This window comes from Agrobacterium sp. 16-172Ci, assembly GCF_053522725.1.
The window spans coordinates 1-23,550 of record NZ_JBNWBW010000007.1 but is presented as its reverse complement, the minus strand read 5'-3'; the positions used below and the strand labels follow the sequence as shown (position 1 = coordinate 23,550).

Genomic DNA, 23,550 nt, shown 5'->3' with positions numbered 1-23,550 from the left:
GTCTTCAAGCGCCATCCGCTTCTGCCGGCGACGCGCCACGGAAACATAACGATAAGCGGCAACACCGCAATCCCCCCGCAGGCGGCATATCATGCAGAAAAATATTGCGTGGCGGTCTTTTCAGTGAAAGAAGAAGCCCTCTCCCGCCGCTGCCCGGACATCCCCAGTGCAAGACATCGCCCTCAACGTTTTTCTCGTCCTTTTCTGCGTCGCCATTTTTGCCGGCTTTATCGATTCCATTGCCGGTGGCGGCGGCCTCATCACCATTCCGGCGATGCTGATCATGGGCATTGCACCGCTCGATACGCTCGGCACCAACAAGCTGCAATCGCAATTCGGCTCTGCCTCCGCCACCATCGCTTATGCCCGGCGCGGCCATGTCAATCTGAGGGAACAATTGCCCATGGCCGTCATGGCCATGCTTGGCGGCGGGCTCGGCGCGGTCACCGCCGGCTTCGTGCCTTCGAGCGTGCTGCGTACCATCATGCCGTTCCTGCTGATCGCGATTGCAATCTATTTCGCCTTCAAGCCGCAGCTCAGCGATATCGACAGCCACCGCCGCATCACACCCTTCGTGTTCGGCTTCACCGTCGCGCCGCTGGTGGGCTTCTACGACGGTGTTTTCGGCCCCGGTGCGGGATCCTTCTACATGCTCGCCTTCGTGGCGCTTGCCGGTTTCGGCATGTTGAAAGCAACCGCCCACACCAAGCTTCTGAACCTCGGCTCGAACTTCGGCGGTTTCGTTGTGTTTGCGATAGGTGGTGCGGTTTTGTGGAAGCTCGGCCTCGCCATGGGCGTCGGCCAGTTCATCGGCGCACAGATCGGCTCCCGCTTCGCCATGAAGAACGGCGCGAAGATCATCCGCCCGCTGCTGGTGATTTCCTGCCTGGCCATGGCGACGAAGCTCCTTGCGGATGCATCTTCCGCATGGTCCATCGCGACGATATGGGAAACGATATTCCCGACGTAAAAGGATGGTCGTCAGAGACGGACGTGTAACGTCACGCCGTGGCGCGGCGTCTCCGATCCTCGATTTCACGGATGACGACCATCGCGCCAACAAGTTTGTAGGCAGATGAATAACACGGCGACATTTCCAACGATTTCACGATCGTGCGGCCGTTCTGGTCTTCCGCGTAGGTATACTTCGACGTATCGCCCTTGAAACAATTGTCGAGCTTGTCCCTGAGGTCGTTCTGGAAACGGTGGACGCCGACCAGCTCCGCAATATGGCAACCCACAAGCCCTTCCGGCGCATTGCGCTGAAACGCGTCAAGAGAATTGGCGAACGAAACGCGGTAGCCGGGCGTAACGATCACGACGGGATCGTCCAGATCGTTCAGCATGTCTTCATCGAGGATCAGGTGGCGATGATGCCACTCCAGCGTGTCCTCGTCCTCGTCACCAACGACTTTGGCCTTCGAAGGCATCCCGACATAACGATCAACGAGTGTCCGCAGAAGCTCGGAGTTGCGCTGCACGCAGCCCAGATCCTCCGCCTCGTGGTTGAGGAGGTCGATGGCGAAACGGAACTGCTCGCGAATATCTTCGGAATTTTCTGTCTTGCGTCCGACGACCCGCTCGAGAAGCTGCTCCAGTTCACGCTCCAGCACTGCGATCTTGTCGGCTTCGTTCTTACCAACGGCAGATTGCAGTTCCGTATAACGCAGCCAGAACAACTCAATCAAATCTTTCAACCCAACTCTCCCTGAACGGGCATAACCCAGTTCCCAATGCGAACGGATTAACCCTTTGCCCCCTGATTATAGCGTCTTTGCGCTTAAAAATGACGTAACGAAACGCAGGAACGCTGCGAGGATTGTTGTCCAAAATATCACAGCAGCCGCCAATTTTTCAATTTCGATAATCCATGAACGAAAAATGAGGTTCCATTAATATGGAAAAAACATCGGAACACATCATTCTACGGCCGAATTTCGTAAAAATCGCCGAGGATCGGGCCGCACGGCATCACCTTAAATCTGGTGCTTCACGTCCCATCGGTCGTGATACCACAGCCATTGTCCGGGGTATTCGCGCACCCAGCTTTCCACCTTGTCGTTCAGAAGCTGCGCCGTCGCCTGAATGTCGACATTACCCTTCTCATCGCGCGGAATTTCAACCTTGGGCTCTATTTCCAGCCTGTAGCGATTGTCGGGAAGACGCACGCAACGGGCCGGATAGACATCGCAGTTGAACTGTCGCACCAGCTTGGCAAGCAGCGGATTGGTGCGGACTTCAAGGCCGAAGAACTTTGTCGTCAGCCCCTTGCCGAACTTCTGGTCGACGAGCACGCCCACGCCGCCGCCCTTTTCCAGCTGCCGGGCAAGCGCGAAAGAGGAACCGGCGTGCGACGGTACAAGATTGCCCATGCGCTCCTTGCGGAAATTGAACACCTTGTCGGCCACGAAAGGATTGTTCGGCGGACGGAACAGCACCGTTACATCGAGACCGAACGCGGAGCCGGCCACCGGCAGCAATTCGAAATTGCCGCTATGGGCGGTAAAGACGATGAAGGGTCGCGGATTGTCGCGCAGCTCTAGGAAGGTCGGAATGCCCTCGACCTCGATGCGGCCCGTTTCGTTCTTTTCCGGATCGAAATCGAACAGCCGGTCGAGAAACACATATTCCGCCGCGAGCCGGCCCATATTGGCCCAGCTGTCCATGGCGATCTCAAGCCGCTCCTCTTCGGATTTCTCCGGAAAAGCGCGCGCCAGATTATGGAGCATCAGCTTGTGGCGTCCGGTTTTCGGCCCCACCCAGCGCGCCAGCCGGTCGGCGGCGCGAATACCCGCATCAGCGGGAAAAAGCTTCAGCAGGTTGAGAAGGCCGAAGGCGAATGTCGCAATCAGCCACTGCCGGAAGTGGTCCAGTTTCAGGACAATCCGTGTCAGGAACAGCTTCAAGATGCTCAGTCCATTCGCAGAACGATCTTGCCGAACACCTGGCGTGTCTCCATGCGCTCCAGCGCCCGGTCGATATCGTCGAAGGTCACTTCGGTGTCGATGACGGGATGAACGATGCCGCGCGCCATTTTCTGCATGGCGTTGGCCATGTTTTCCATGCGGCAGCCGAACGAGCCGAGCAGCTTCAGCTGCTGCTGGAACAGCATCATCAGGTTGATATCGGTGGAGACGCCCGACGTCGAACCGCAGGTGACGAGACGGCCGCCGCGCTTCAGCGAGAACATCGAACCCGCCCAGGTGTCCTTGCCGACATGTTCGAACACGACGTCGACGCCCTTCTTTTTCGTCAGCTTGCGCACGACGCCTTCGAAACGGTCAGTCCGGTAGTTGATGACGTGATCGGCGCCCAGCGCCTTCGCCCGTTCGATCTTGTCATCAGAACCGACAGTGGTGATGACGGTGCAGCCCATCTTCTTGGCAAGCTGGATCGCCGCCGTGCCGATGCCGGAACCGCCGGCATGGATGAGAATGGTTTCGCCGGACTCCAGCTTGGCATTGTCGAACAGCATGTGCTCGACGGTGCCGAAGGTCACCGGTGCGAGAGCCGCAGCAACGGCATCGACGCCATGCGGCGCAGGCACGAGCTGGCGGGCGGGAATATTGATCTTTTCCTGCGCGAAACCGTCAAGGTGGAAACCGTGCACGCCCTGAACATGTTCGCACAGATTGTCACGGCCTTCGCGACAGGGCTTGCACAGCCCGCAGGTGCGCGCGCCGTAGATCGAAACGAGCTGACCGGGCAGCACATTCGAAACGCCCGGACCGATGGCTTCGACCACACCCGAAGCCTCGGCACCGATGGTGAGCGGCATCTTGCGCTTGGCGAAAGCCATGCCGCGCCAGCCCCATACGTCGATGTGGTTGAGCGCAACCGCCTTGACGCGCAGCGTCACCTCACCCGGCGCCGGCGCATCCGGTTCGGGCAGGTCCACTTTTTCGAGCTTCCGGTCGTCCACGAGTTGAAGAGCGCGCATATATCAGTCCTTCGCCCGAAGGCGTTAATCTCTAGTGCGATTCCAGCAAAACTCTGTAACCGTTTTGCGGCCGGAATGCGTAATCAAAGAAGCGAGAGCGTTTCCACAATTCATTTGGAAACGCCCCTGTTGTGGCGAAACCGGTTAAGCCGGTTCCCGCGTCATGACAAGGCTTGCATTCTGCCCGCCGAACCCGAAGGAGTTGGACAGAACCGCACTCACCTGAGCATCCCGCTTCACATTCGGCACCACGTCGAGCGTGATGGTCGGATCGGGATTGTTGTAGTTGATCGTCGGCGGCAGCGTGCCGGTCAACATGGTCTGCAGCGAGAACACCGCTTCCACGGCGCCGGCGGCGGTGAGCGTATGGCCGATCATCGACTTGTTGGACGACAGCGGAATATTCTTCAGACCCTCGCCGAAGACGGCGAGCATGGAGCCATATTCCATCTTGTCGTTCTCAGGCGTCGAAGTGCCGTGGGCGTTGATGTAACCGATATCGCTTTCTGCCACGCCCGCATCGGCCAGTGCCGCGCGGATCGTTGCAATCGCCGGGCCGCCATCGGGCGAAGACCGCGTGCGGTGGAAGCTGTCGGCCTTCTCGCCCGCACCCTTGATGATGCCGAGTACCTTCGCGCCGCGCGCAACGGCGGCTTCCAGCGATTCCAGCACCAGCGTCGCAGCACCCTCGGCGATCACGAAACCGTCGCGGTCCTTGCTGAACGGCTTGGAGGCCTTTTCCGGCGGATCGTTCTGGGTGGAAAGCGCGGAGAGAAGCGAGAAGCGAATGAGCGCCTCGGCGCTGACCGAACCGTCGGTGGCCACCGTCAGCGCCCGCTCGGTGCGGCCCTGGCGGATTGCCTCGACGCCGAGCTGGATCGCGGTCGCGCCCGATGCACAGGCCGTAGACAACGTTACCGGCAGGCCGCGTGTGCCGAAACGGTCGGAAAGACGCTCGGAAATTGCGCCGAACAGGGCGGCTTCCTGGAATGCCGGGTCGGGACGCTGGCGGAAGGCCGTCAGGAACCGTTCATAGGCGTCACCCGGCTGGGCGGCCGGCGGAGACCGGTCGGCAAGCTCGAAACGGGCGCTCCATTCCGGCTCGATAGGCGGCGCCGCGAGAAACAGCGGGCCATCGAAATCGCCGGAGATACCGGCCTGCGCCAGTGCCTCGATGGTGGTTTCGCGCGCGAAGGCATAGGAACGCTCGACGGAATTCGGAACCGGGATATCGATGAAATCCACCGTACCGCTGATGCGGGTCGAAAGCCCCTCGGTCGGGAAACGGGTGATCTTGTGGATGCCCGATTTGCCCGATGTCAGCGCCGCCCAGTTATCGGCGAGCCCCTGCCCGAGCGAGGTGATGATGCCCATGCCGGTGACGGCGACGATGGGACGACCGAGATGATCCCTGAAATTGGAAGTCATGGTCTTTCTCCTCAAACGTCGCGGGACAGAACGGCGACACCTTCGCCGCGCACATGGCCGACGGTGGTGACGACGGCTTCGCTGGCCGCCTCGCCCATGGGCTTTTCCTCAGCCGCATCGAAGGTAGGCACCTTCGCGCCACTTTCAAGCGTCAGCGCGGCAAGCGCCAGCCCGAGCGGAAACTGCGCCTCCAGCCCATGACCGGTGACACCGCCAAAACCGCGAATGACGGCATTCGGCAGGGCCTTTTCGAGAATGTCCTTCTCGCGGGCCGTCACGCCGTCATAACCGCTCGCGCCGGAAAACACGACGGTCGCCGCACTGTCCTTGGCGGGAGCAAGCAGCCGCTCCATGCGCTTTTCCATCTTGCCTTCGTCACGGCTGCCGCGGTCGCCCTCGATGGCGTCGATGCGGGCGTAAATGCGCGCGCCGCGCTCGCTGGCGTGCTTGCGCGATTCCAGCACCAGGAACGCACCGAGCGAACCGGAAACCATGCCGCCGCCTTCCTGACCTTGACGCGACCACAGCGGCTGCCAGCCGCCCTGTGCATGTGCGCCGATGGCCTCAAACAGCAGGATCATGTCGGGACGTTCCGCCGAGAAGGCGCCGCCCACCAGCGCGTGGCTCGATTCGCCGGAGCGGATGCGGTGGAACGCGGTTTCGACGGCGGAAATGCCGGCCGCTTCCTCGCCCATAAAGGTGCGGGAAGATCCGGTAACCTTGTGCACGATAGAAATATTGCCGGCCATCAGGTTGGAAAGCTGGGCGAGAAACAGCGTCGGGCGCAGCTCCGTCGTCAGCTTCTCATTGAGCAGCTTTTCGCGGTCATTGCGCTTCAGCGCCTCGTCGACGATCAGCGTGTCGACATTGATGTCGCGCTCACCGCCGCCGGCGGCAACGATCATGTCCATGGTGGCGCAGGCTTCTGCATCTTCCTTCAGCCCGGCATCGTCGAGTGCGAGACCGGCGGCGAAAACGCCGAGACGCTGCCAGTTTTCCATCTGGCGCTGGTCGCCGCGCTTGGCGATCTGCGCGGACCAGTCGATCTCCGGCATGGGATGGACCGGATAAGGCTTGAACTTTTCGGTCTCGACCACCGGCTCCGGCACGGCGGTTCCCGAAAGAAGCGCCACATGCGCCTGGCTGCCGACGCCGTGACAGGTCACGATGCCGACCCCTGTTATCACCACATCATTGTCAGATTTCATCGTCTGTCATCCTTTGCAGCCGGCCCCGTCGAAACGGTCACGGCTATCCAACAGCGGTCGCGAACAACCACTTCATGCGTTGCGGAATAAAGCGCGCGATGCGGATTGGCAATGGTGAAGGCCTGATCCGCCGTCGCGAGCCCGCGATTTTCGTGCTCAAAAACCGGGCCGGCAGGAAAAACGCTCTCCTTCGAAACGGACGGAAACGCTTATTTCTGCGCATCCGCGGCAATCGCCGCCATCAGGCCGACTTCCTCGGCCCGCTTCTTGACGATAGGCCCAAGCGGGATTTCGCTGAAGGGCATGGTCCTGAGTTTAAGCTGCGCGTCGCAGACCTTCTTGCCATCCGAGGTGATCTTCGCCTTGGTAACTGCAAAGCCGGAACCGTCATGCTCCAGCACCGCCTCGATGTCGAGAACAGCGCCCGGCTCCACGAAGGTCCGCATCTTGGCGCCGTCGACCGACATCAGGAACGGCATGGAGGCGAAATCGGAAAACGCCAGAACCATCATGCCGGACGCCTGCGCCATTGTCTCGATCAGAAGCACGCCCGGAACCAGCGGCATGCCGGGAAAGTGGCCTTCGAAAACCGGGCTTTTGTCGGGAACGACAGACTGCGCCTTCAACGTGCGCGTCGTCATGTCCACGGCCTCGACCTTGTCGATCATCTGAAAATATTCAAGCAGCATCCGTCCGGCCCGTCTCTGGTCGGTTAGTCATGGTTTGCCCGCAGGCGGCATCAAAAGAAAATGCCCGCCTGAAGCGGGCACTGTCAGATCAGCCCTTGGCTGCGCGCAATTCGTCGATCTTGGCGCAAAGGTTCTTCAGCACGAAATATTCTTCGGTGGAAACCTTGCCTTCGTTGACTTCCTGCGTCCACTGCTCGAGCGGAATCTTGATGCCGAATTCCTTGTCGATCGCGAAAACGATATCAAGAAAGTCGAGGCTGTCGATGCCCAGATCGTCGATCGTGTGGCTCTCCGGCGTAATGGTTTCGCGGTCGATTTCGCTGGTTTCGGCGATAATGTCGGCAACCTTGTCGAATGTAGCTGTCACGCCCATAATCCTTATTGTCGTTCGTATGAATTATCCTGTCTGACGCACCACATAGGCAAGTCGCACAAAAAAGCCAATGGTTTCGTGACGTAACTTTGAAATTTGCCCCAAAACTGTTGCCTAAACAGCAACCGAATGGCGGCCGCGTCCATTGCCGAGATAGGCGTCGAAGATTGCCGCGATATTACGCACGAAGGGCTTTCCAGCCTCCGTCACCGCAAAAATATCGGCGTCCATCCGCACCACGCCATCCTTGTCGCTTGCGGCAAAATGCTGCGCCTGGGCTGTCACGGAATGGCTCACATTGCCGAAACGGTGCTGCAACTGCGAAAGATCGATAGCGAAATCGCACATCAGCCTTTCGATGACATGCGAGCGCAGATGGTCGTCCTCAGACAACTCTATGCCCTTGACGGCGGCAAGACCGCCCTCGCCCACCATCCGCTGATATTCCCCCGTCGCCACCATGTTCTGCACATAACCCTGCGGCAGCCTGCCGATGGACGATGCACCAAGTCCGATCAGCGCATCGGCCGTATCGGTCGTATAGCCCTGAAAATTCCGCCGCAGGGCGCCCGCTTCGGCGGCCTGGCATAATGTATCGGTCGGCTTGGCGAAATGATCGATGCCGATGGCCTCGTAACCCGCCTGTTTCAGCATCTCCGCCGCCATCGTCATCTGGCGGTAGCGTTCGGCAATATCCGGCAGGGCATGCTCCGGGATCAGCGACTGGTGTTTTTTCATCCACGGAACATGCGCATAACCGAAAAGCGCGATGCGATCGGGGTCGAGCGACACGATCTGGTTCACCGTCTTTTCCAATGTCCCGCAGGTCTGGAACGGCAGCCCATAAAGAATGTCGCAATTGACCGAATGAACGCCCCTCGCCCGCACCGCATCCACCACGGATTTCGTCTGTTCGAAGGACTGAATGCGGTTGATGGTTTTTTGCACTTTGTCATCGAAGTCCTGAACCCCGAGGCTCGCCCGCGACATGCCGATGGCGGCAAGCGCATCGTAGCGGCTGTCATCCAGATCGTTGGGGTCCATCTCGACGCTGATCTCGGGTGCAAGGCCGAAGGTGAAATGACGCCGCAGACAGTCCATCAGGCTCTGCATGTCCTCCGGCTTCAACATGGTGGGCGAGCCGCCGCCGAAATGCACGGCACCCACCACCGCATCCGGCGAAACAAGCGCGCCGACGGCCTCGATCTCCTGCTTAAGTGCTTCAAGATAAACGGCAATCGGCTCATATTTCAGCGTGTGCTTGGTGTGACAGGCGCAGAACCAGCACAGCCGGTCGCAATAGGGAATATGCAGATAAAGCGACAGGCGATTCCTGTGACCGAGCGCGCCGAGCCAGCGGCGATAGGTGCCATTATCGATTCCCTCGTGGAAATGCGGCGCGGTCGGATAGCTTGTGTAGCGCGGCACTGCACCCGAATATTTGTAAAGAAGTTCGGTATTCATCGCCCGATTTGCCTTTTATCAAGAAAATGTCGATTTCCTCTCTTTCAGTAACGGCTGCGACAGTTTGCAACTTTGACTTCAATCAAATTGCACCGTAAGTTCTTGCTAAAGTAGACGCAGGGGCGACGGCTACGTGGCGAAAGCCTTGCATCAGACCGGATTTGACACCCACGGTCGCAATCGTCCCGAAAAAGCCAGCATTGGAAAAGGCTTATGGACACGCTGCAGAAGACCATCCACAATTCGGAAGAACCCGTTGTTTGCCGCTCCTGCGAGGCGCGTCACGGCGGTCTTTGCAGCACGCTGACGCCGCAGCAGCTCTGTGACCTCAATCGCCATTCCAACCGCAAGAAACTGGAGGCGGGCAACGAGCTTCTTGGCCAGGGCGAACTCGTGACCTCTTATGGCAATATCCTGAACGGTGTGGTGAAGCTGTCGAAAATGATGTCGGATGGCCGCCAGCAGATCGTCGGTCTGCAATTCGCACCGGACTTTCTCGGCCGACCCTTCATGGCGGAAAGCAAGATGACGGCGGAAGCCGCAACCGATGTGGAGATTTGTCTCTTCCCGCGCCGCGTCGTCGACCGGATGGTTGCCGAAGTGCCCGATATGGAACGCAAGCTCCACAGCCAGTCCCTGAAGGAACTGGACGAGGCTCGCGACTGGATGCTGACGCTGGGGCGCAAATCGGCGCAGGAAAAGGTTGCCAGCTTCCTTTATATGATCGCCACCCATATCGACCCGGAAAACGACGACAAATCCTGCTTCGACCTGCCGCTCTCACGCGCCGATATCGCCGATTTCCTCGGGCTCACCATCGAAACGGTTAGCCGGCAAATGACCAAGCTGCGCAAGGAAGGCATTATCCGCATCGAGAACAATCGCCACATCACCGTGCCCGATCTCGACGTGCTGAGTGACGCCGCCGGCAACGACTGACGGACGTTGCCTCTCACTGCCCCTGAAGTGCAGATGTCCCGAAATTGATGTGCGGCGCCCGCGCCTGAGCGGGTGCGAGCGCAAAACCGGCAAGAACCAGCAAAGCGGCGATGCATTTCATGATATTTCACCCCGTACCCCGCTTTTTCAGCGGCCTGTTTGTTATGGCTGCATCATAAGCGGCAAACCTAATCCATCCGCTTAACATCTTGGGTAAGCAGATGGTTCAGAGGCAGGGTAAAGAAGGGGTTATGATTGCCGGGCCGACAGGGCCTCAACCGTGATTGTCGCTGTAGCAAGTTCGGCATCCCCGCTTGTTTCTTCTCCCCGCCGGGGAGAAGGTGGCCCGAAGGGTCGGATGAGGGGGCAAGCGCAGAGATATGCGGAGAGCTTGCCCCCTCATCCCGCTGCCGCGGACTTCTCCCCGGCGGGGAGAAGAAACAGAGGCACCCGCTCGCTCCATATGGAATGGCGCGTTTGGGGGCATGTTTTGTCAATCAAAGATAATCTGGTCCGTCGCTGAGACCGCGCAAACTGCGCGGCGTGATCTCACTGCGAGGCGGCAGGCGTCGCAACCGGCTTCTGGTTTTCGGCAAGCGCCCGCAGCTCCGCCACGCGGCGCTTGTATTCGGCTTCCGAAATCTGGCCGTTGCGCCGTGCCGCACCGAGGCGCGAGAGGCTCGATTCCATGGTGGAGGCCTCATCTTCGCCCATCTGGGTGCCAGCGGCCGTCAGCGGCTGCGAGAAGGTCGGATAGGTGCCGGTGTCGCGCTTCTGGCTCACCGCAGTGTCGCTGACCGGGCGCGGGCCGACGATTTCGGCCGTCGGGCGGCGCATATGGGCGGGCGCGACGATCGGCTCCGGAGCCTTGCAGGCGGCAAGCGTGGCGGCGAGCATTGCGCCGGAGAGCGAAAGCACAGCGATTCTTGCCGCATTTTCCGCATATGTTCCCCATGTGCCCATGTGCTTGCCCATCGTCATGTTCCGCCTGTAAGGATATCTGCAGATATCGAATTCGACCACGGTTCGGCCGTTTGCGGCCTCCCCTTGCTGGTGGAACTTGTATTCGTTTTCATGCAGAATGTGCAAACACAAATTTGGTGGAGGATGGTGCATGGCAGGTGTTGACGGCGGGGACACGAAAAAGGGCGGCAAAACGCCCGGCTTCGACGCCAGCTCCGCCGAGGCCTACCTGATCCGCGACCCGGAAACCTTCGCGATCAACATTGCCCGTGCGCTCGAAAATCTCGGCAAGGCCGCATCCGAATGGCTCGCCCCGCGCGAACGCGGTGAGGTTCCCCACACCAGCGCCGATCCGGTAACCGATCTCGTCAGGACGCTCTCCGATGTCGCCGAATACTGGATGGCCGAACCGAAGCGCTCGCTCGAGGCGCAGACCCATCTGCTTTCCAGCTATTACGATCTCTGGGCAAAATCGGTGGCGCAGTTTTCCGGCGATGCCGATTCGGCCCCGCAAAAACCCGCCGAAAGCGGCCCTGCGGAACGCAGGAGCAGGCGTTTTGCAGATGCCGACTGGCAGGCCAATCCGTTCTTCGATTTTCTCCTGAAAGCCTACCAGACCACCGTTGGTTTCGCCGACCGGATGGTGACGGAGGCCGATGGGCTGGACGAACATACCCGCACCAAGGCGCTGTTTTATATGCGCCAGGTGACGGAGGCCCTTTCGCCGGCCAATTTCGTCTTCACCAATCCGCAGGTCTTCCGCGAAACGGTCGCCTCCAGCGGCGCCAATCTCGTCAAGGGCATGGCGCAGCTGGCGGAGGATGTCGCGGCCGGAAACGGCCACCTGAAACTGCGCCAGACCGATTACAGCAAATTCGTCATCGGCCAGAATATCGCCGTCACGCCGGGCAAGGTGGTGGCGAAAAGCCCGCTCTGCGAAATCATCCATTATGCGCCGACGACGCAGAAGGCCTTCAAACGGCCTTTGCTGATCGTGCCGCCATGGATCAACAAATTCTACATCCTCGATCTCAACCCGCAGAAATCCTTCGTCGGCTGGTGCCTCGAGCAGGGCCACAGCGTCTTCATGGTCTCCTGGATTAACCCGGATGCCCGCCTCGCCGACAAGGGCTGGGTTGATTACGTTCGCGAAGGCATCGATTTTGCGCTGGATACCATCGAGGAGCGGACCGGCGAAAAAGAAATCAACGCCATCGGTTATTGCGTCGGCGGCACGCTTTTATCCTCGGCGCTGGCGCTGCATGCGCAGCAAGGGGATGAGCGCATCCGCAGCGCCACGCTGCTGGCCGCCCAGACCGATTTCGTCCATGCCGGCGATCTCAAGGTCTTCATCGATGAAGGCCAGCTGGCGGCGCTGGACAAGCACATGCAGGCGGTCGGTTATCTCGACGGCTCGATCATGGCCACCGTCTTCAACATGCTGCGCGCCTCCGATCTCATCTGGCCCTATGTGGTCGATAATTACCTGCGCGGCGCCGAGCCCCTGCCCTTCGACCTGCTCTACTGGAACTCCGATTCGACCCGGGTGACGGCCGCCAGCCACTCTTTTTATCTGCGCAATTGTTACCTCGAGAACAATCTCGCCCGCGGGCTGATGCGGGTCGCCGGCAAGCGGATCAATCTCGGCGATATCAAAATCCCGGTCTATGACCTCGCCACCCGAGACGACCATATCGCCCCGGCGAAATCGGTCTTCACGGGTGCCGCCCTGTTTGGCGGGCCGGTGGAATTCGTGCTTGGCGCTTCCGGCCACATAGCCGGCGTCATCAATCCGCCGCAGCTTGAAAAATACCAATATTGGACAGGCCTGTCACCGGCCGGAGACTTTGACGGCTGGCAGGCCGCCGCCACCCCGCATAAGGGCTCCTGGTGGGTGCACTGGCAGAACTGGATCGAAAGCCAGAGCGCTGAAAAGGTGAAGGCGCGAAAACCGGAAGACGGCAAGCGCCCCGTACTCGGCGATGCGCCGGGAACCTATGTCCTTTCCTGACTGCGCCCGTCATTTCTCATCTTTCAGGCCACATGTTCTTCACGCCCCCGCTTACTCCCGCCACGCTGATCGCCCGCTACAAGCGTTTCCTGTTCGACGCCATTCTGGAAGACGGCACCGCGATCACCGGCTCCTGCCCCAATACCGGCTCCATGCGCGGGCTCACGGCTCCGGGCTCCCGCATATGGCTGTCGGAACATGACAGCCCGACCCGCAAGTACCGGCACATGCTGGAAATGGTCGAGGCCGATGGCACCACGGTCGGCATCAATACCGGCATGCCGAACCGGCTGGCGGAAGAAGCGATCCTGAACGGCCTCATCCCTGAACTCGGCGGCTATTCGACGATCCGGCGCGAACAGAAATACGGCCGCAATTCCCGCATCGATTTCCTGCTGTCCGAGCCCGGCCGGCCAGATGCCTATGTGGAAGTCAAGAACGTGCATTTCATGCGCGAGCAAGGCCTCGCCGAATTTCCCGATACCGCCACCAAACGCGGCGCGAAACATCTGGAGGAACTGGGTGACGCTGCGGAAGCCGGTTACCGTTCGGTGATGCTCTATCTCATCCAGCGCGACGATTGCGACCGGATGCGCATCTGCGACGATCTCGATCCCGTCTATGCGCTGGCGTTTCAGCGGGCGATGGCGCGCGGCGTGGAGGCCTATGCGGTGAAATGCACGGTCTCCCCGACACAAATTTCGGTCAGCGGAACGGTTAAGATGGACGAATGGCGTCCGGCTGTTTTATGAACAGGGACGTAAAGAGACAGAAAGCACCAAGATGGTCACCTATATCGACGCAGCCTCCGCCCCCCTCAAGAATACCGGCGTCATCCGCCTCTATACCGCTGAGGACTTCGACGGGATGCGCAAGGCGTGCCAGCTGACGGCGCGTTGCCTCGATGAACTCGCCGCAATCGTCAAGCCGGGCGTGACGACTGACGCCATCGACCGTTTCGTCTTCGAATTCGGCGCCGACCACGGCGCGCTGCCGGCAACGCTGAATTATCGCGGCTATACCAAATCCGTCTGCACCTCGATCAACCACGTCGTCTGCCACGGCATTCCGGATGAAAAGCCGCTGCGCGAAGGCGATATCGTCAATATCGACGTGACCTATGTGCTTGACGGATGGCATGGCGATTCGAGCCGCATGTATCCGGTCGGCCAGATCAAGCGCGCCGCCGAGCGGCTGATAGAAGTGACCTATGAATGCCTGCTGCGCGGCATCGCGGCGGTGAAGCCCGGCGTGCGCACCGGCGCAATCGGCGCGGCGATCCAGGCCTATGCGGAAGCGGAGCGCTGCTCCGTGGTGCGCGATTTCTGCGGCCATGGCGTCGGACGCCTGTTCCACGACACGCCGAACATCCTGCATTACGGCCGCCCGGACGAAGGCCCGGAAATCCGCGAAGGCATGATCTTCACCATCGAGCCGATGATCAATCTCGGCAAACCGCATGTGAAGGTGCTTTCCGACGGCTGGACGGCGGTAACGCGCGACCGGTCGCTCTCCGCCCAATATGAACATGCCGTCGGCGTCACGGCCACGGGCTGCGAAATCTTCACACTGTCGCCCGGCGGCTTCGACCGTCCGGGCCTGCCGCCGCTTCCCCCCGCATAAGGCCAGACCCGCCTATGGCAAAACGCCCCGCCCCGCCTTCCGCCGATCTTTCCAAAACTCCCGGCTTTCAGGCGGGCGAAGGCGATCTGTTCAACGGAGCGGATGAGCGCGGCTTTTTCGCCGAATCGCGAAGTGGCGCGAAAAGGCCGGCAGCCATGGTCGAACAGGAAACGGATGCCGCCCATTATCACGGACATCGCGACCGGCTGCGGGCGCGTTATCGCGATGGCGGCGACGCGGCGCTCGCCGATTACGAATTGCTGGAGCTTCTTCTCTTCCGGCTGATCCCGAGGCGCGATACCAAACCCATCGCCAAGGCCCTGATCGCCCGTTTCGGAACGCTTGGCGGCGTGCTCGGCGCGCCCTTGCCGTTGTTGCAGGAGGTGAAGGGTGTGGGCGAAACCGTGGCGCTCGATCTGAAGCTCGTCGCCTCCGTTTCCCAGCGCATGCTGAAAAGCGAAATCCGCAACAAGCAGGTGCTCGGCTCCTGGTCCTCTGTCATCGATTATTGCCACGCCGCCATGGCCCATGAAACGCGCGAACAGTTCCGCGTCCTGTTCCTCGACAAGCGCAACGTCCTGATCGCCGATGAGGTGCAGGGCCAGGGAACCGTGGATCACACGCCGGTCTACCCGCGCGAAGTGGTGCGCCGCGCCCTTGAACTTTCATCTACCGCCTTGATTTTAATACATAATCATCCAAGTGGAGACCCCACCCCTTCGCGCGCGGATATCGAGATGACCAAGACCATCATCGATACGGCAAAGCCGCTCGGCATCACCGTCCACGACCACATCATCATCGGCAAGGACGGCCACGCCAGTTTCAAAGGCCTTCGGTTGATTTGAAGTAGACGCGAAAGTTTAAGAAGAGCTGCAACCCATAGGAGCGGCATCAACACAAAATTAACACCTATAAATTAGCATTTCCGAAAATAATAAATCAAGGCATCGAACCTTGATGCCTGAAGGAACGGGGGTGCTTTATGTTTAATGGAGTGCGTTTCTTTCGCGATAGATCTGGCTCGTCTGCTGTCGAGTTCGCCATCGTCGCACCGATATTCTTTCTCGTCCTGCTCACCATGATCGCCTATGGCATTTATCTGATGGCGGCCTATTCGGTGCAGCAGATCGCCGCCGACGCGGCGCGCACAGCGGTTGCCGGCCTCAATACGACCGAGCGCCAGCAGCTTGCCCGGGATTTCGTCACCAAAAGCGACCTCAGCTACGCCTTCATGGACAAGAGCCGCTTCACCGTCAATGTCGCGACGGATCCCGCCAATGCCAACCAGTTCACGGTGAAGGTCGAATATGACGCCCGCGATCTGCCGATCTGGAGCCTCTACAGCTACACCCTGCCCGAGCCGGTCATCCGGCGTTTTTCCACCATCCGGATCGGAGGAGCATGACATGCGAGATTTTCATTCCCTGCTTCCCCGCTTCCTCAAGGACAAAACGGGCAACATCGCCATTTCGGCGGGGCTCACCGCACCGCTCTTCATCGGCATATTGGCGCTCGGCGTCGACTACGGTTATCTGACATTGCAAAAACGGCAATTGCAGCAGACCGCCGATCTCGCAGCCATATCGGCAGCAGCCAACGCCACGGACGCCGAAAAGGCGGTTCAGCAATATTTCGCCCTCAATGGCATGGATCTCGGTGTCAGGACGGCGCAGGGACTTTTGACCGAAAAGGGCCTGCAACCCTTCGACCCGCTGAATGAATTCGCCAACAGCAAGGGTTATGCCGAGGTCATCAAAGGTCATTACGAGCCGGATGCGACTGTCCCGGTCGGCCAGCGTTTCGTCGATAACGCCCTGCCCACCAATGCGATAAAGGTGAACATCGTCGAACAGGGCCAGATATTCTTCGCTTCCGCCTTCACCAAGCCGCCAAAGGTCTCGGCGGTCGGAACGGCCTCGTCCCAAAGGATCGCGGCATTTTCGGTGGGATCGCGCCTCGCCAGCCTCGATGAGGGAATTCTCAACAGCCTGCTCGGCGGTCTGCTCGGCACCACGGTTTCATTGAAACTCATGGATTATCAGGCGCTTCTCGCCGCCGATGTCAATGCGCTCAAAATCGTCGAGGCGCTGGCCATCGATCTCAACCTCACCGCCAGCACCTATAAGGATGTTCTGAAGACGGAAATCAGCTACGGCAAATTCCTCGACGTGCTGACGAAAACCGCAGGCTTGCAGCCGGCGGTCGTCAACATTTTGAATACGCTGCAAAAAACCGTCAACAAGAGCAACGTCAAGATCAAGCTCGAGGAGATCCTCAATCTCGGCCCGTTCTCGGACAAGCTGATCGGTACGGGCGAAAACCTCAAGGTCACCGCCGGCGTCTTCGATCTCATCAATGCCGCCGCCGTGGCGGGCAATGGCGGCAACCAGCTGGGGCTTAATATCAACGCCAATCTTCTCGGCCTCGCCTCGGTCAAGGCAACGCTCGCCATCGGTGAACCGCCGGTCGAAACGCCGTCGCTCGCGGTTGGCGGTCAGGGCACCGTGGTGCGTACCGCACAGACCCGTCTTGCGGTCAGTGTCGTGGTGGACGGGCTTCAGGCCATTGCCGGCCTCAAGGTCAATCTCCCGCTTTATGTGGAAGTCGCCCATGCCGAAGCGCGGCTTGCCGATATTCGCTGCACGGGTGGCGGACAGGGCACCGTCGATGTCGAGGTCGTTCCCGGCATTGCCGAAATCGCCCTTGGCAATGTCGATACCACTGCCTTTGCCAATTTCGGCAGGGACCCGCGCGTCACCAAGGCCGCAATCGTGGATTCAGCACTGCTCGCCATCAATGGCAGCGCCCTCATCAACGCCACCAATATGACCAAGAGCAAGCTGACCTTCACGCAGTCCGATATTACCCAGGCCAAGATCAAGAGTGTCTCCACCAAGGACACAGTCACCACTCTTGTCAGTTCACTGCTGAAAAACCTCAACCTGGATATCAGGCTTCTCTTCCTCAACCTGGATTTGGGAGGTCTGGCGGGCATTCAGTCGGCGCTTGCCAACACGCTTGCGGCAGTCACCGCTCCGGTCGATCAGCTGCTCTACAACGTGCTTCTGGTTCTCGGCGTTAAGATCGGCGAAGCCGATGTGCGGGTCACGGATGTCCGCTGCCAGCAGCCGGCGCTGGTGCAATAGAGCATGTCTCCCAAAAGTGTGCAGCGGTTTCGGGACAAAGACATGCGTAAAAACAAAAATATGAAGCGCGTCGCATGAATCAGATTAAACGCAAGGCGCTTAGGTCAGCGCCGCGCACGAAAAAGCCGCCGGAGGGTCTCCCGGCGGCTTTTTTGTTTATGGTGTCAGATCAGGCGTTGGCGATTGCCAGACGCTTCTCATCGCGGCCGCTCTTCATGCGCTCGGACAGCAGGAAGGCCAGTTCCAGCGCCTGATCGGCATTGAGGCGCGGATCGCAATGGGTGTGGTAACGGTCGGACAGCGAATCCGCCGTCACGGCGCGCGCACCGCCCGTGCATTCCGTCACGTCCTTGCCGGTCATCTCGATATGGATGCCGCCCGGATGCGTGCCTTCGGCGCGGTGGATCTGGAAGAAGCTTTCCACTTCCGACAGGATGCGCTCGAAAGGACGCGTCTTGTAGTGGTTGAGCGTGATCGTGTTGCCATGCATCGGATCGCAGGACCAGACGACCTTGCGGCCTTCCTTCTGAACGGCGCGGATGAGCTTCGGCAGGCTGTCCGCCACCTTGTCGTGGCCGAAACGGCAAATCAGCGTCAGGCGGCCGGCCTCGTTTGCCGGGTTCAGCGCATCGATCAGCTCGATCAGATTGTCAGGCGTCAGCGACGGACCGCATTTCAGGCCGATCGGGTTCTTGATGCCACGGAAATATTCCACATGCGCATGGTCGAGCTGGCGCGTGCGGTCGCCGATCCACAGCATGTGGCCGGATGTGGCATACCAGTCACCGGAGGTGGAATCGACGCGGGTAAGCGCCTCTTCGTAACCGAGCAGCAGGGCTTCATGGCTGGTGAAGAAGTCGGTCTCACGCAGGCTCGGATTATTGTCCGCGCTGATGCCGATCGCCTTCATGAAGTCCATGGTTTCGGAAATCCGGTCGGCCAGCTTGCGGTAACGGTCCGCCTGCGGGCTGTCCTTGATGAAGCCGAGCATCCATTGGTGAACGTTTTCGAGGTTGGCGTAACCGCCCATCGCGAAAGCGCGCAGCAGGTTCAGCGTCGCCGCCGACTGGCGGTAGGCGTCGAGCTGGCGCTCCGGGTTCGGAATGCGCGAGGCCTCGTTGAATTCGATGCCGTTGATGATGTCGCCGCGGTAAGACGGCAGCGTCACGCCATCCTGCGCTTCCACGTTGGAAGAGCGCGGCTTGGCGAACTGACCGGCAATGCGGCCGACCTTCACGACGGGCAGCTGCGCGCCATAGGTCAGGACGACGGCCATCTGCAGGAACGCGCGGAAGAAGTCGCGGATATTGTCCGCGCCATGCTCAAGGAAGCTTTCGGCGCAATCCCCGCCCTGCAGCAGGAAGGCGTTGCCTTCCGCCACATTGGCGAGCTGCTTCTTCAGGCGGCGGGCTTCGCCGGCAAAGACCAGGGGCGGATAAGTCGCAAGCGTGGCTTCCGTTGCTGCAAGCGCTGCCGCATCCGGATATTCGGGAACCTGCTGGATCGGTTTCTGCCGCCAGCTGCCGGGGGTCCAATTCTGTGCCATGTTCTCACCCTTTTCTCGCCCACGCGACGTCGCGCGGCCGCCTCGAAAAATTGAGCGGCTTATAGCTCCAAGCATCGGCTTTGCATAGCCGATCCCCGAGCCATCCGGCTCATTCTGCCCGTTTTGAGCGCTCCAGACGCACAAAAGTCAATTCAAACGATTTAACAACCCCGCCGCCATTCGAAAACTTCGCTTTCGAAGGGCGGCAGGCTGATGTGGGCGACGATTATATCACGCCTGTACCGGCGTTACACACGCTCGCCATTCACGACGCGATAGCTCGGCGAATACATCGTCACCAGCTCTTCGGCGGCCGTCGGATGAACCGCCATCGTGCGGTCGAAATCATCCTTGGTGCAGCCGGCTTTCAGCGTGATGCCGAGGAGCTGCGCCATCTCGCCCGCCTCATGGCCGAGAATATGCGCGCCCACGACCTTGCGGTCGGCGGCATTGACGATCAGCTTCATGATCGTCTTTTCCTGACGGCCTGACAACGTCGCCTTCATCGGCCGGAACTGGGCGCGATAAACTTCCAGTTCCGGATATTTCTTGCCGGCTTCCTCTTCCGAAAGACCGACGGTGCCGATTTCCGGCTGCGAGAACACCGCCGTCGCGATCAGCTCATGATCCGGCTTGGTCGGGTTGTTCTTGTATTCGGTTTCGATGAAGCACATGGCCTCATGGATCGCCACCGGAGTCAGCTGTACCCGGTCGGTGACGTCGCCCAAAGCGAAGATATTCGGCACATTCGTGCGCGAATAATCGTCGACGACGATCGCACCCCGCGCATCGAGCTTCACACCGGCATTTTCGAGACCGAGACCTTTCGTATTCGGATCGCGTCCGAGTGCCAGCATCACCGTCTCGACGGCAAGCGTGCCATGGTTCTTGGTGCGGGCCTGCAATGCGCCCTCACCCTTTGTCACTTCTTCGATAACATCCCCGAGCAGGATCCTGATGCCCTTGGCCTCCATGGCCTCGTGCAGACCCTTGCGCATGTCCTGATCGAAACGCGACAGGATTTCCTTGCCACGGTAGATCAGGGTCGTTTCGACGCCGAGCCCATGGAAGATATTGGCGAATTCGACCGCGATATAACCGCCGCCGGCGATCAGGATCGATTTCGGCAGCTCTTCCAGGTCGAAAGCCTCGTTGGACGAAATCGTCAGCTCATGGCCGGGCAGCGCCCTGTGCTCGTTCGGCGTGCCGCCGACGGCAATCACGATACGCTCGGCGGTGAAGGTCTCGCCGGTTTTCGTCAGCTTCACGGTATGGGCGTCGACCAGTTCCGCCCGGCTGTCGAAAATATCGGCCTTGGCGTTTTCCAGACCCTTCCGGTAGAGCCCTTCGAGACGGGTGATTTCCTTGTCCTTGGCCGCGATCAGCTTCTTCCAGTCGAAGCTGCGCTCGCCGACACTCCAGCCGAATCCTTCCGAATCCTCGAAATGCTCAGGGAATTGCGAGGCATAAACGAACAGCTTTTTCGGCACGCAGCCGCGGATGACGCAGGTTCCGCCATAGCGGTATTCCTCGGCAATTGCGACGCGCTTGCCGAGCGAGGCCGCCACGCGGCCGCTGCGCACACCGCCGGAACCGCCACCGATGACGAAAAGATCGTAGTCATAAGCTGTCATAGTCAAAACCCCTGATCAAAACGACGCCATCAGCCTCAAGGCGAACGGTGGCGTCTTCACGGCACATATAGGTGCTGCAACGCACAAATGAAAAGCCCGGTCTTGCGACCGGGCTTTGAATATTTCTGAACTGTCTGTTCATTCAATCAGGGCTTGGGAGCCGCCGGAGCACCGCCCGTGGCGTTCTGATCGGCCGGAAGCGGCTTCAGATCGGCGCCGGCAACCTTCTGCAGTTCCGACATGCTGGAAGCGTTGAGGTCGCGGTTGATGCCGGCGGCCCAGATGTCGGCGGCCTTCATCAGTTCGCGCGTGGCGATCGGGCCGTCCTTCAGGAGCTTCTTGCCGGCTTCGCTGCTGTAGAAGGTGGAAATGGCGTTCAGCTCTTCGACGGTGAAGGCGCGCGCATAGGTGAGCGCTGCTTCGCGCTCCAGATCGGCGCGGCGCGGCGCAAGCTCGAGAGCCTTCGCATCGACGGTCTCGGTGATCGCGTCCTGAACGTTCGGCGAAGCCTGAATGAGCTCGGCCTTCAGACGCTCCGCCAGACCCGGCAGAATGTCGTCGAAACGGTCGGTAACGCCAAGAGAGGTAATCGCCTGCCGTGCGGCAGCGATATGCGCTTCCGAAATTTCCTGAGCGCGTGCGGCAGTACCGAACACGATGCCGGAAATGAGGATCGAAGCAGCGGCAGCTTTGCCCAGTCCCGCTAGTTTGACCATGAAAATCTCGCTCCTGTTATACTGCCTGCATCACGCGGGCGCCTTCAGGACCCGCGATAATGGCAAGCGATGCCAAATTTATGAAAAGTCCGTGCTCGACGACACCGGGAATCGTGTTCAGCTCGCGTGCTAGCGCTTCTGCATCAGGAATACGGCCAAAAGATGCGTCGAGGATAAGGTGCCCGCCATCCGTCATGAAGGCGCCGTCGCCGGAAGAACGCATCGTCAGCGTGCCGGAAAGCCCGGAACGCGACGCCAGTTTTTCGATGGCGATACGCGTCGCCACCTGGCCGAACGGGTTGATTTCGATGGGCAGCGGAAAGGCGCCCAGCGTCTCCACCACCTTGCTCTGGTCGGCGATCACGATCATGCGGGCGGATGCCGCCGCCACGATCTTTTCGCGCAGCAGCGCGCCGCCGCCGCCCTTGACGAGACGCAGCGCATGATCGACCTCATCCGCACCGTCGATGGTCAGATCCAGTTCCGGCAATTCATCCAGCGATTTCAGCGGAACGCCAAGCTCGACGCACAGGCGCGCTGTGCGCTCGGATGTCGGCACGCCCTCGACCTTCAGACCGGCGGCGACCTTTTCGGCCAGAAGTCTGACGAATTCCTCGGCCGTCGAACCCGTGCCGATACCGAGCCGCATCCCATCCTGTACGTGGGACAATGCGGCCTCGGCGGCCTTGATCTTCATCTGGCGGGCATCCATGTGCCTGAAACTCCGGTAACTTTGTCGTCGCCGTGCTGTTTACACGGGTCGAAAGCCAAACGAAAGCCTTTTTCAAGGCAACGAACAGAACGTTGTGACGCGGTTGCAAAGACAGGCCCGTTTGCCTAGGCTTGGCGTGAATGAAAGCACCGATACATCAGTTACACGCATTCCCGAGAGGCCAGTTCCCGTGACATCCCGCCCGCTCTCCCCGCTCGCCATTTTCGATCTCGACGGCACGCTGGTCGATACCGCCGCCGATCTGGTCTCGAGCCTCAACCACACCATTGCCGCAACCGGGCTTGCTCCCGTCACCTATGACGACCTGACCCACCTCGTCGGCCAGGGTGCGCGGGTCATGATCAAGCGCGCCTTCGCGCTTCGCGAGACGGAACTGCCGGAAGCCGAAATCGAGCCGCTCTATGAGCGCTTCATCACCCATTACCGCGCCGAAATGCCCGGCGAAAGCCGCCCCTATCCCGGCATCATCAACACGTTGGATGCGCTCTCGGAAGCCGGCATCACGCTTGCCGTCTGCACCAACAAGACTGAAATCCTCGCTCTGCCGCTGCTCGAAGAACTCGGTCTGACACGCTATTTCGCCGCCATCACCTGCGGCGACACCTTCTCCTTCCGCAAGCCGGATGCCCGCCATATTCTCGGCACCATCGAAAAGGCCGGCGGCGACGTCCTGCGCTCCATCATGGTCGGCGACAGCATCAACGACATTCTCGCTGCCAGGAACGCCGCCGTCCCGTCGATTGGCGTGACCTTCGGTTATTCGGATGTGCCGATGGTTGAATTGGAGCCGGATGTCGTGATCGACGATTTCACTGAATTGACGCCGGCGCTGTTCGAAGAACTGGTTGCGAAGGGTGCAGCAGCCGCCTGAGAGGCTGGACCAGACAAGTAAAGCGCCAGGGAACGGCGATTCCGACGTCGATGAGAGCTGAACAACCTCTCTTCCGTCATGCCGGACTTGATCCGGCATCCAGCCACGGCGCGTCTGCGCGGTGAAAAGACTCTTTTGCGATCAAGTCCTTGATCGCGCTGGCCCCCGGATCAAGCAACCGTGGATGATCAAGCAAATGCTGGATCTGTCCTTGCGATGGCGTTGAGGATAGTGACGAGCTTCCGGATTGTTGCGACGATGGC

At 60.0% G+C, this 23,550-nt stretch carries 23 protein-coding genes; 9 read left to right on the top strand and 14 right to left on the bottom strand.

Annotation, left to right across the window (positions count from 1 at the left end; all coding sequences use genetic code 11):
- The first annotated feature begins 166 nt into the window (after nucleotides 1-166).
- Nucleotides 167-970, top strand: a complete 804-nt coding sequence (locus tag ACQZ40_RS09295) for a TSUP family transporter (protein WP_448747825.1) — start codon at nucleotides 167-169, stop codon at nucleotides 968-970.
- Between the two features lie 31 nt (nucleotides 971-1,001).
- On the opposite strand, the gene ACQZ40_RS09290 is transcribed toward ACQZ40_RS09295, so the two are convergent.
- The 8 genes from ACQZ40_RS09290 to hemN all read right to left on the bottom strand — a co-directional run bounded on the left by ACQZ40_RS09290 (nucleotide 1,002) and on the right by hemN (nucleotide 9,102).
- Nucleotides 1,002-1,697, bottom strand: a complete 696-nt coding sequence (locus ACQZ40_RS09290) for a hypothetical protein (protein WP_035240634.1) — start codon at nucleotides 1,695-1,697, stop codon at nucleotides 1,002-1,004.
- Nucleotides 1,698-1,976: 279 nt separating this feature from the next.
- The gene (locus tag ACQZ40_RS09285; RefSeq protein ID WP_065655008.1) at nucleotides 1,977-2,906 is read right to left on the bottom strand and encodes a lipid A biosynthesis lauroyl acyltransferase; all 930 of its coding nucleotides are present in this window, start codon (nucleotides 2,904-2,906) and stop codon (nucleotides 1,977-1,979) included.
- A gap of 5 nt (nucleotides 2,907-2,911) precedes the next feature.
- On the bottom strand, nucleotides 2,912-3,940 hold the full coding sequence (locus ACQZ40_RS09280; protein WP_059758710.1) for a zinc-binding dehydrogenase: 1,029 nt from the start codon (nucleotides 3,938-3,940) through the stop codon (nucleotides 2,912-2,914).
- A gap of 144 nt (nucleotides 3,941-4,084) precedes the next feature.
- Nucleotides 4,085-5,368 carry a beta-ketoacyl-ACP synthase gene (locus ACQZ40_RS09275; protein WP_059758707.1) on the bottom strand — a complete coding sequence of 428 codons (1,284 nt, stop codon included), beginning with the start codon at nucleotides 5,366-5,368 and terminating at the stop codon, nucleotides 4,085-4,087.
- Between the two features lie 11 nt (nucleotides 5,369-5,379).
- Nucleotides 5,380-6,576: a beta-ketoacyl-ACP synthase gene (locus ACQZ40_RS09270; RefSeq protein ID WP_080856386.1), complete on the bottom strand. Its 1,197-nt coding sequence runs from the start codon at nucleotides 6,574-6,576 to the stop codon at nucleotides 5,380-5,382.
- Nucleotides 6,577-6,785: 209 nt separating this feature from the next.
- On the bottom strand, nucleotides 6,786-7,265 hold the full coding sequence (locus tag ACQZ40_RS09265) for a 3-hydroxyacyl-ACP dehydratase FabZ family protein (RefSeq protein WP_065655005.1): 480 nt from the start codon (nucleotides 7,263-7,265) through the stop codon (nucleotides 6,786-6,788).
- Nucleotides 7,266-7,353: 88 nt separating this feature from the next.
- On the bottom strand, nucleotides 7,354-7,638 hold the full coding sequence (locus ACQZ40_RS09260; protein ID WP_003495848.1) for an acyl carrier protein: 285 nt from the start codon (nucleotides 7,636-7,638) through the stop codon (nucleotides 7,354-7,356).
- A 114-nt stretch (nucleotides 7,639-7,752) separates the two neighbouring features.
- Entirely contained in the window at nucleotides 7,753-9,102 is a 1,350-nt protein-coding gene (gene hemN, locus ACQZ40_RS09255; RefSeq protein WP_065655004.1) for an oxygen-independent coproporphyrinogen III oxidase, read from the bottom strand.
- Between the two features lie 213 nt (nucleotides 9,103-9,315).
- On the opposite strand from hemN, the gene fnrN reads away from it, so the two are divergent.
- Nucleotides 9,316-10,041: a transcriptional regulator FnrN gene (gene fnrN, locus ACQZ40_RS09250; RefSeq protein WP_448747824.1), complete on the top strand. Its 726-nt coding sequence runs from the start codon at nucleotides 9,316-9,318 to the stop codon at nucleotides 10,039-10,041.
- Nucleotides 10,042-10,590: 549 nt separating this feature from the next.
- On the opposite strand, the gene ACQZ40_RS09245 is transcribed toward fnrN, so the two are convergent.
- Nucleotides 10,591-11,016: a hypothetical protein gene (locus ACQZ40_RS09245; protein WP_223215599.1), complete on the bottom strand. Its 426-nt coding sequence runs from the start codon at nucleotides 11,014-11,016 to the stop codon at nucleotides 10,591-10,593.
- Nucleotides 11,017-11,155: 139 nt separating this feature from the next.
- On the opposite strand from ACQZ40_RS09245, the gene ACQZ40_RS09240 reads away from it, so the two are divergent.
- From ACQZ40_RS09240 to ACQZ40_RS09215, 6 genes are all read left to right on the top strand, one after another.
- Nucleotides 11,156-13,015: a PHA/PHB synthase family protein gene (locus tag ACQZ40_RS09240; RefSeq protein WP_448747823.1), complete on the top strand. Its 1,860-nt coding sequence runs from the start codon at nucleotides 11,156-11,158 to the stop codon at nucleotides 13,013-13,015.
- Nucleotides 13,016-13,047: 32 nt separating this feature from the next.
- Nucleotides 13,048-13,767 (top strand): DNA/RNA nuclease SfsA, encoded by a 720-nt coding sequence (gene sfsA / locus ACQZ40_RS09235; protein ID WP_174036022.1) that lies wholly within the window; start codon nucleotides 13,048-13,050, stop codon nucleotides 13,765-13,767.
- A 31-nt stretch (nucleotides 13,768-13,798) separates the two neighbouring features.
- Nucleotides 13,799-14,638: a type I methionyl aminopeptidase gene (map, locus tag ACQZ40_RS09230; RefSeq protein WP_448747822.1), complete on the top strand. Its 840-nt coding sequence runs from the start codon at nucleotides 13,799-13,801 to the stop codon at nucleotides 14,636-14,638.
- A 14-nt stretch (nucleotides 14,639-14,652) separates the two neighbouring features.
- Nucleotides 14,653-15,486 (top strand): RadC family protein, encoded by an 834-nt coding sequence (radC, locus tag ACQZ40_RS09225; RefSeq protein WP_065654999.1) that lies wholly within the window; start codon nucleotides 14,653-14,655, stop codon nucleotides 15,484-15,486.
- Nucleotides 15,487-15,623: 137 nt separating this feature from the next.
- On the top strand, nucleotides 15,624-16,046 hold the full coding sequence (locus ACQZ40_RS09220; protein ID WP_078053032.1) for a TadE/TadG family type IV pilus assembly protein: 423 nt from the start codon (nucleotides 15,624-15,626) through the stop codon (nucleotides 16,044-16,046).
- 1 nt (nucleotide 16,047) lies between these two features.
- Complete coding sequence (locus ACQZ40_RS09215; RefSeq protein WP_448747821.1) at nucleotides 16,048-17,787, top strand: TadG family pilus assembly protein; 1,740 nt, start codon at nucleotides 16,048-16,050, stop codon at nucleotides 17,785-17,787.
- 169 nt (nucleotides 17,788-17,956) lie between these two features.
- Here ACQZ40_RS09215 and ACQZ40_RS09210 read toward each other — a convergent pair whose 3' ends face one another.
- From ACQZ40_RS09210 to rpiA, 4 genes are all read right to left on the bottom strand, one after another.
- On the bottom strand, nucleotides 17,957-19,333 hold the full coding sequence (locus ACQZ40_RS09210; protein WP_448747820.1) for a class II 3-deoxy-7-phosphoheptulonate synthase: 1,377 nt from the start codon (nucleotides 19,331-19,333) through the stop codon (nucleotides 17,957-17,959).
- Nucleotides 19,334-19,581: 248 nt separating this feature from the next.
- Complete coding sequence (gor, locus tag ACQZ40_RS09205) at nucleotides 19,582-20,967, bottom strand: glutathione-disulfide reductase (RefSeq protein WP_448747819.1); 1,386 nt, start codon at nucleotides 20,965-20,967, stop codon at nucleotides 19,582-19,584.
- Nucleotides 20,968-21,113: 146 nt separating this feature from the next.
- A complete protein-coding gene (locus ACQZ40_RS09200) occupies nucleotides 21,114-21,683 on the bottom strand; it encodes a DUF2059 domain-containing protein (RefSeq protein WP_003524811.1) in 570 nt (189 codons plus the stop codon).
- Between the two features lie 16 nt (nucleotides 21,684-21,699).
- Nucleotides 21,700-22,395: a ribose-5-phosphate isomerase RpiA gene (gene rpiA, locus ACQZ40_RS09195; RefSeq protein WP_003524809.1), complete on the bottom strand. Its 696-nt coding sequence runs from the start codon at nucleotides 22,393-22,395 to the stop codon at nucleotides 21,700-21,702.
- Between the two features lie 190 nt (nucleotides 22,396-22,585).
- Between rpiA and ACQZ40_RS09190 the strand changes: the two genes are divergently transcribed.
- Nucleotides 22,586-23,287: a phosphoglycolate phosphatase gene (locus ACQZ40_RS09190; protein ID WP_448747818.1), complete on the top strand. Its 702-nt coding sequence runs from the start codon at nucleotides 22,586-22,588 to the stop codon at nucleotides 23,285-23,287.
- Between the two features lie 76 nt (nucleotides 23,288-23,363).
- Here the strand turns inward: ACQZ40_RS09190 and ACQZ40_RS09185 are convergent.
- A partial coding sequence (locus ACQZ40_RS09185; protein ID WP_448747817.1) for a hypothetical protein occupies nucleotides 23,364-23,550 on the bottom strand: 187 nt, incomplete at its 5' end.

Excerpts from the sequence above, each read along its gene's own strand:
- ACQZ40_RS09280 (WP_059758710.1), bottom strand. The coding sequence starts at position 3,940 with ATGCGCGCTCTTCAACTCGTGGACGACCGGAAGCTCGAAAAAGTGGAC.
- ACQZ40_RS09275 (WP_059758707.1), bottom strand. The coding sequence starts at position 5,368 with ATGACTTCCAATTTCAGGGATCATCTCGGTCGTCCCATCGTCGCCGTC.
- ACQZ40_RS09270 (WP_080856386.1), bottom strand. The coding sequence starts at position 6,576 with ATGAAATCTGACAATGATGTGGTGATAACAGGGGTCGGCATCGTGACC.
- ACQZ40_RS09265 (WP_065655005.1), bottom strand. The coding sequence starts at position 7,265 with ATGCTGCTTGAATATTTTCAGATGATCGACAAGGTCGAGGCCGTGGAC.
- ACQZ40_RS09260 (WP_003495848.1), bottom strand. The coding sequence starts at position 7,638 with ATGGGCGTGACAGCTACATTCGACAAGGTTGCCGACATTATCGCCGAA.
- hemN (WP_065655004.1), bottom strand. The coding sequence starts at position 9,102 with ATGAATACCGAACTTCTTTACAAATATTCGGGTGCAGTGCCGCGCTAC.
- fnrN (WP_448747824.1), top strand. The coding sequence starts at position 9,316 with ATGGACACGCTGCAGAAGACCATCCACAATTCGGAAGAACCCGTTGTT.
- ACQZ40_RS09245 (WP_223215599.1), bottom strand. The coding sequence starts at position 11,016 with ATGGGCAAGCACATGGGCACATGGGGAACATATGCGGAAAATGCGGCA.
- ACQZ40_RS09240 (WP_448747823.1), top strand. The coding sequence starts at position 11,156 with ATGGCAGGTGTTGACGGCGGGGACACGAAAAAGGGCGGCAAAACGCCC.
- sfsA (WP_174036022.1), top strand. The coding sequence starts at position 13,048 with ATGTTCTTCACGCCCCCGCTTACTCCCGCCACGCTGATCGCCCGCTAC.
- map (WP_448747822.1), top strand. The coding sequence starts at position 13,799 with ATGGTCACCTATATCGACGCAGCCTCCGCCCCCCTCAAGAATACCGGC.
- radC (WP_065654999.1), top strand. The coding sequence starts at position 14,653 with ATGGCAAAACGCCCCGCCCCGCCTTCCGCCGATCTTTCCAAAACTCCC.
- ACQZ40_RS09220 (WP_078053032.1), top strand. The coding sequence starts at position 15,624 with ATGTTTAATGGAGTGCGTTTCTTTCGCGATAGATCTGGCTCGTCTGCT.
- ACQZ40_RS09215 (WP_448747821.1), top strand. The coding sequence starts at position 16,048 with ATGCGAGATTTTCATTCCCTGCTTCCCCGCTTCCTCAAGGACAAAACG.
- ACQZ40_RS09210 (WP_448747820.1), bottom strand. The coding sequence starts at position 19,333 with ATGGCACAGAATTGGACCCCCGGCAGCTGGCGGCAGAAACCGATCCAG.
- gor (WP_448747819.1), bottom strand. The coding sequence starts at position 20,967 with ATGACAGCTTATGACTACGATCTTTTCGTCATCGGTGGCGGTTCCGGC.
- ACQZ40_RS09200 (WP_003524811.1), bottom strand. The coding sequence starts at position 21,683 with ATGGTCAAACTAGCGGGACTGGGCAAAGCTGCCGCTGCTTCGATCCTC.
- rpiA (WP_003524809.1), bottom strand. The coding sequence starts at position 22,395 with ATGGATGCCCGCCAGATGAAGATCAAGGCCGCCGAGGCCGCATTGTCC.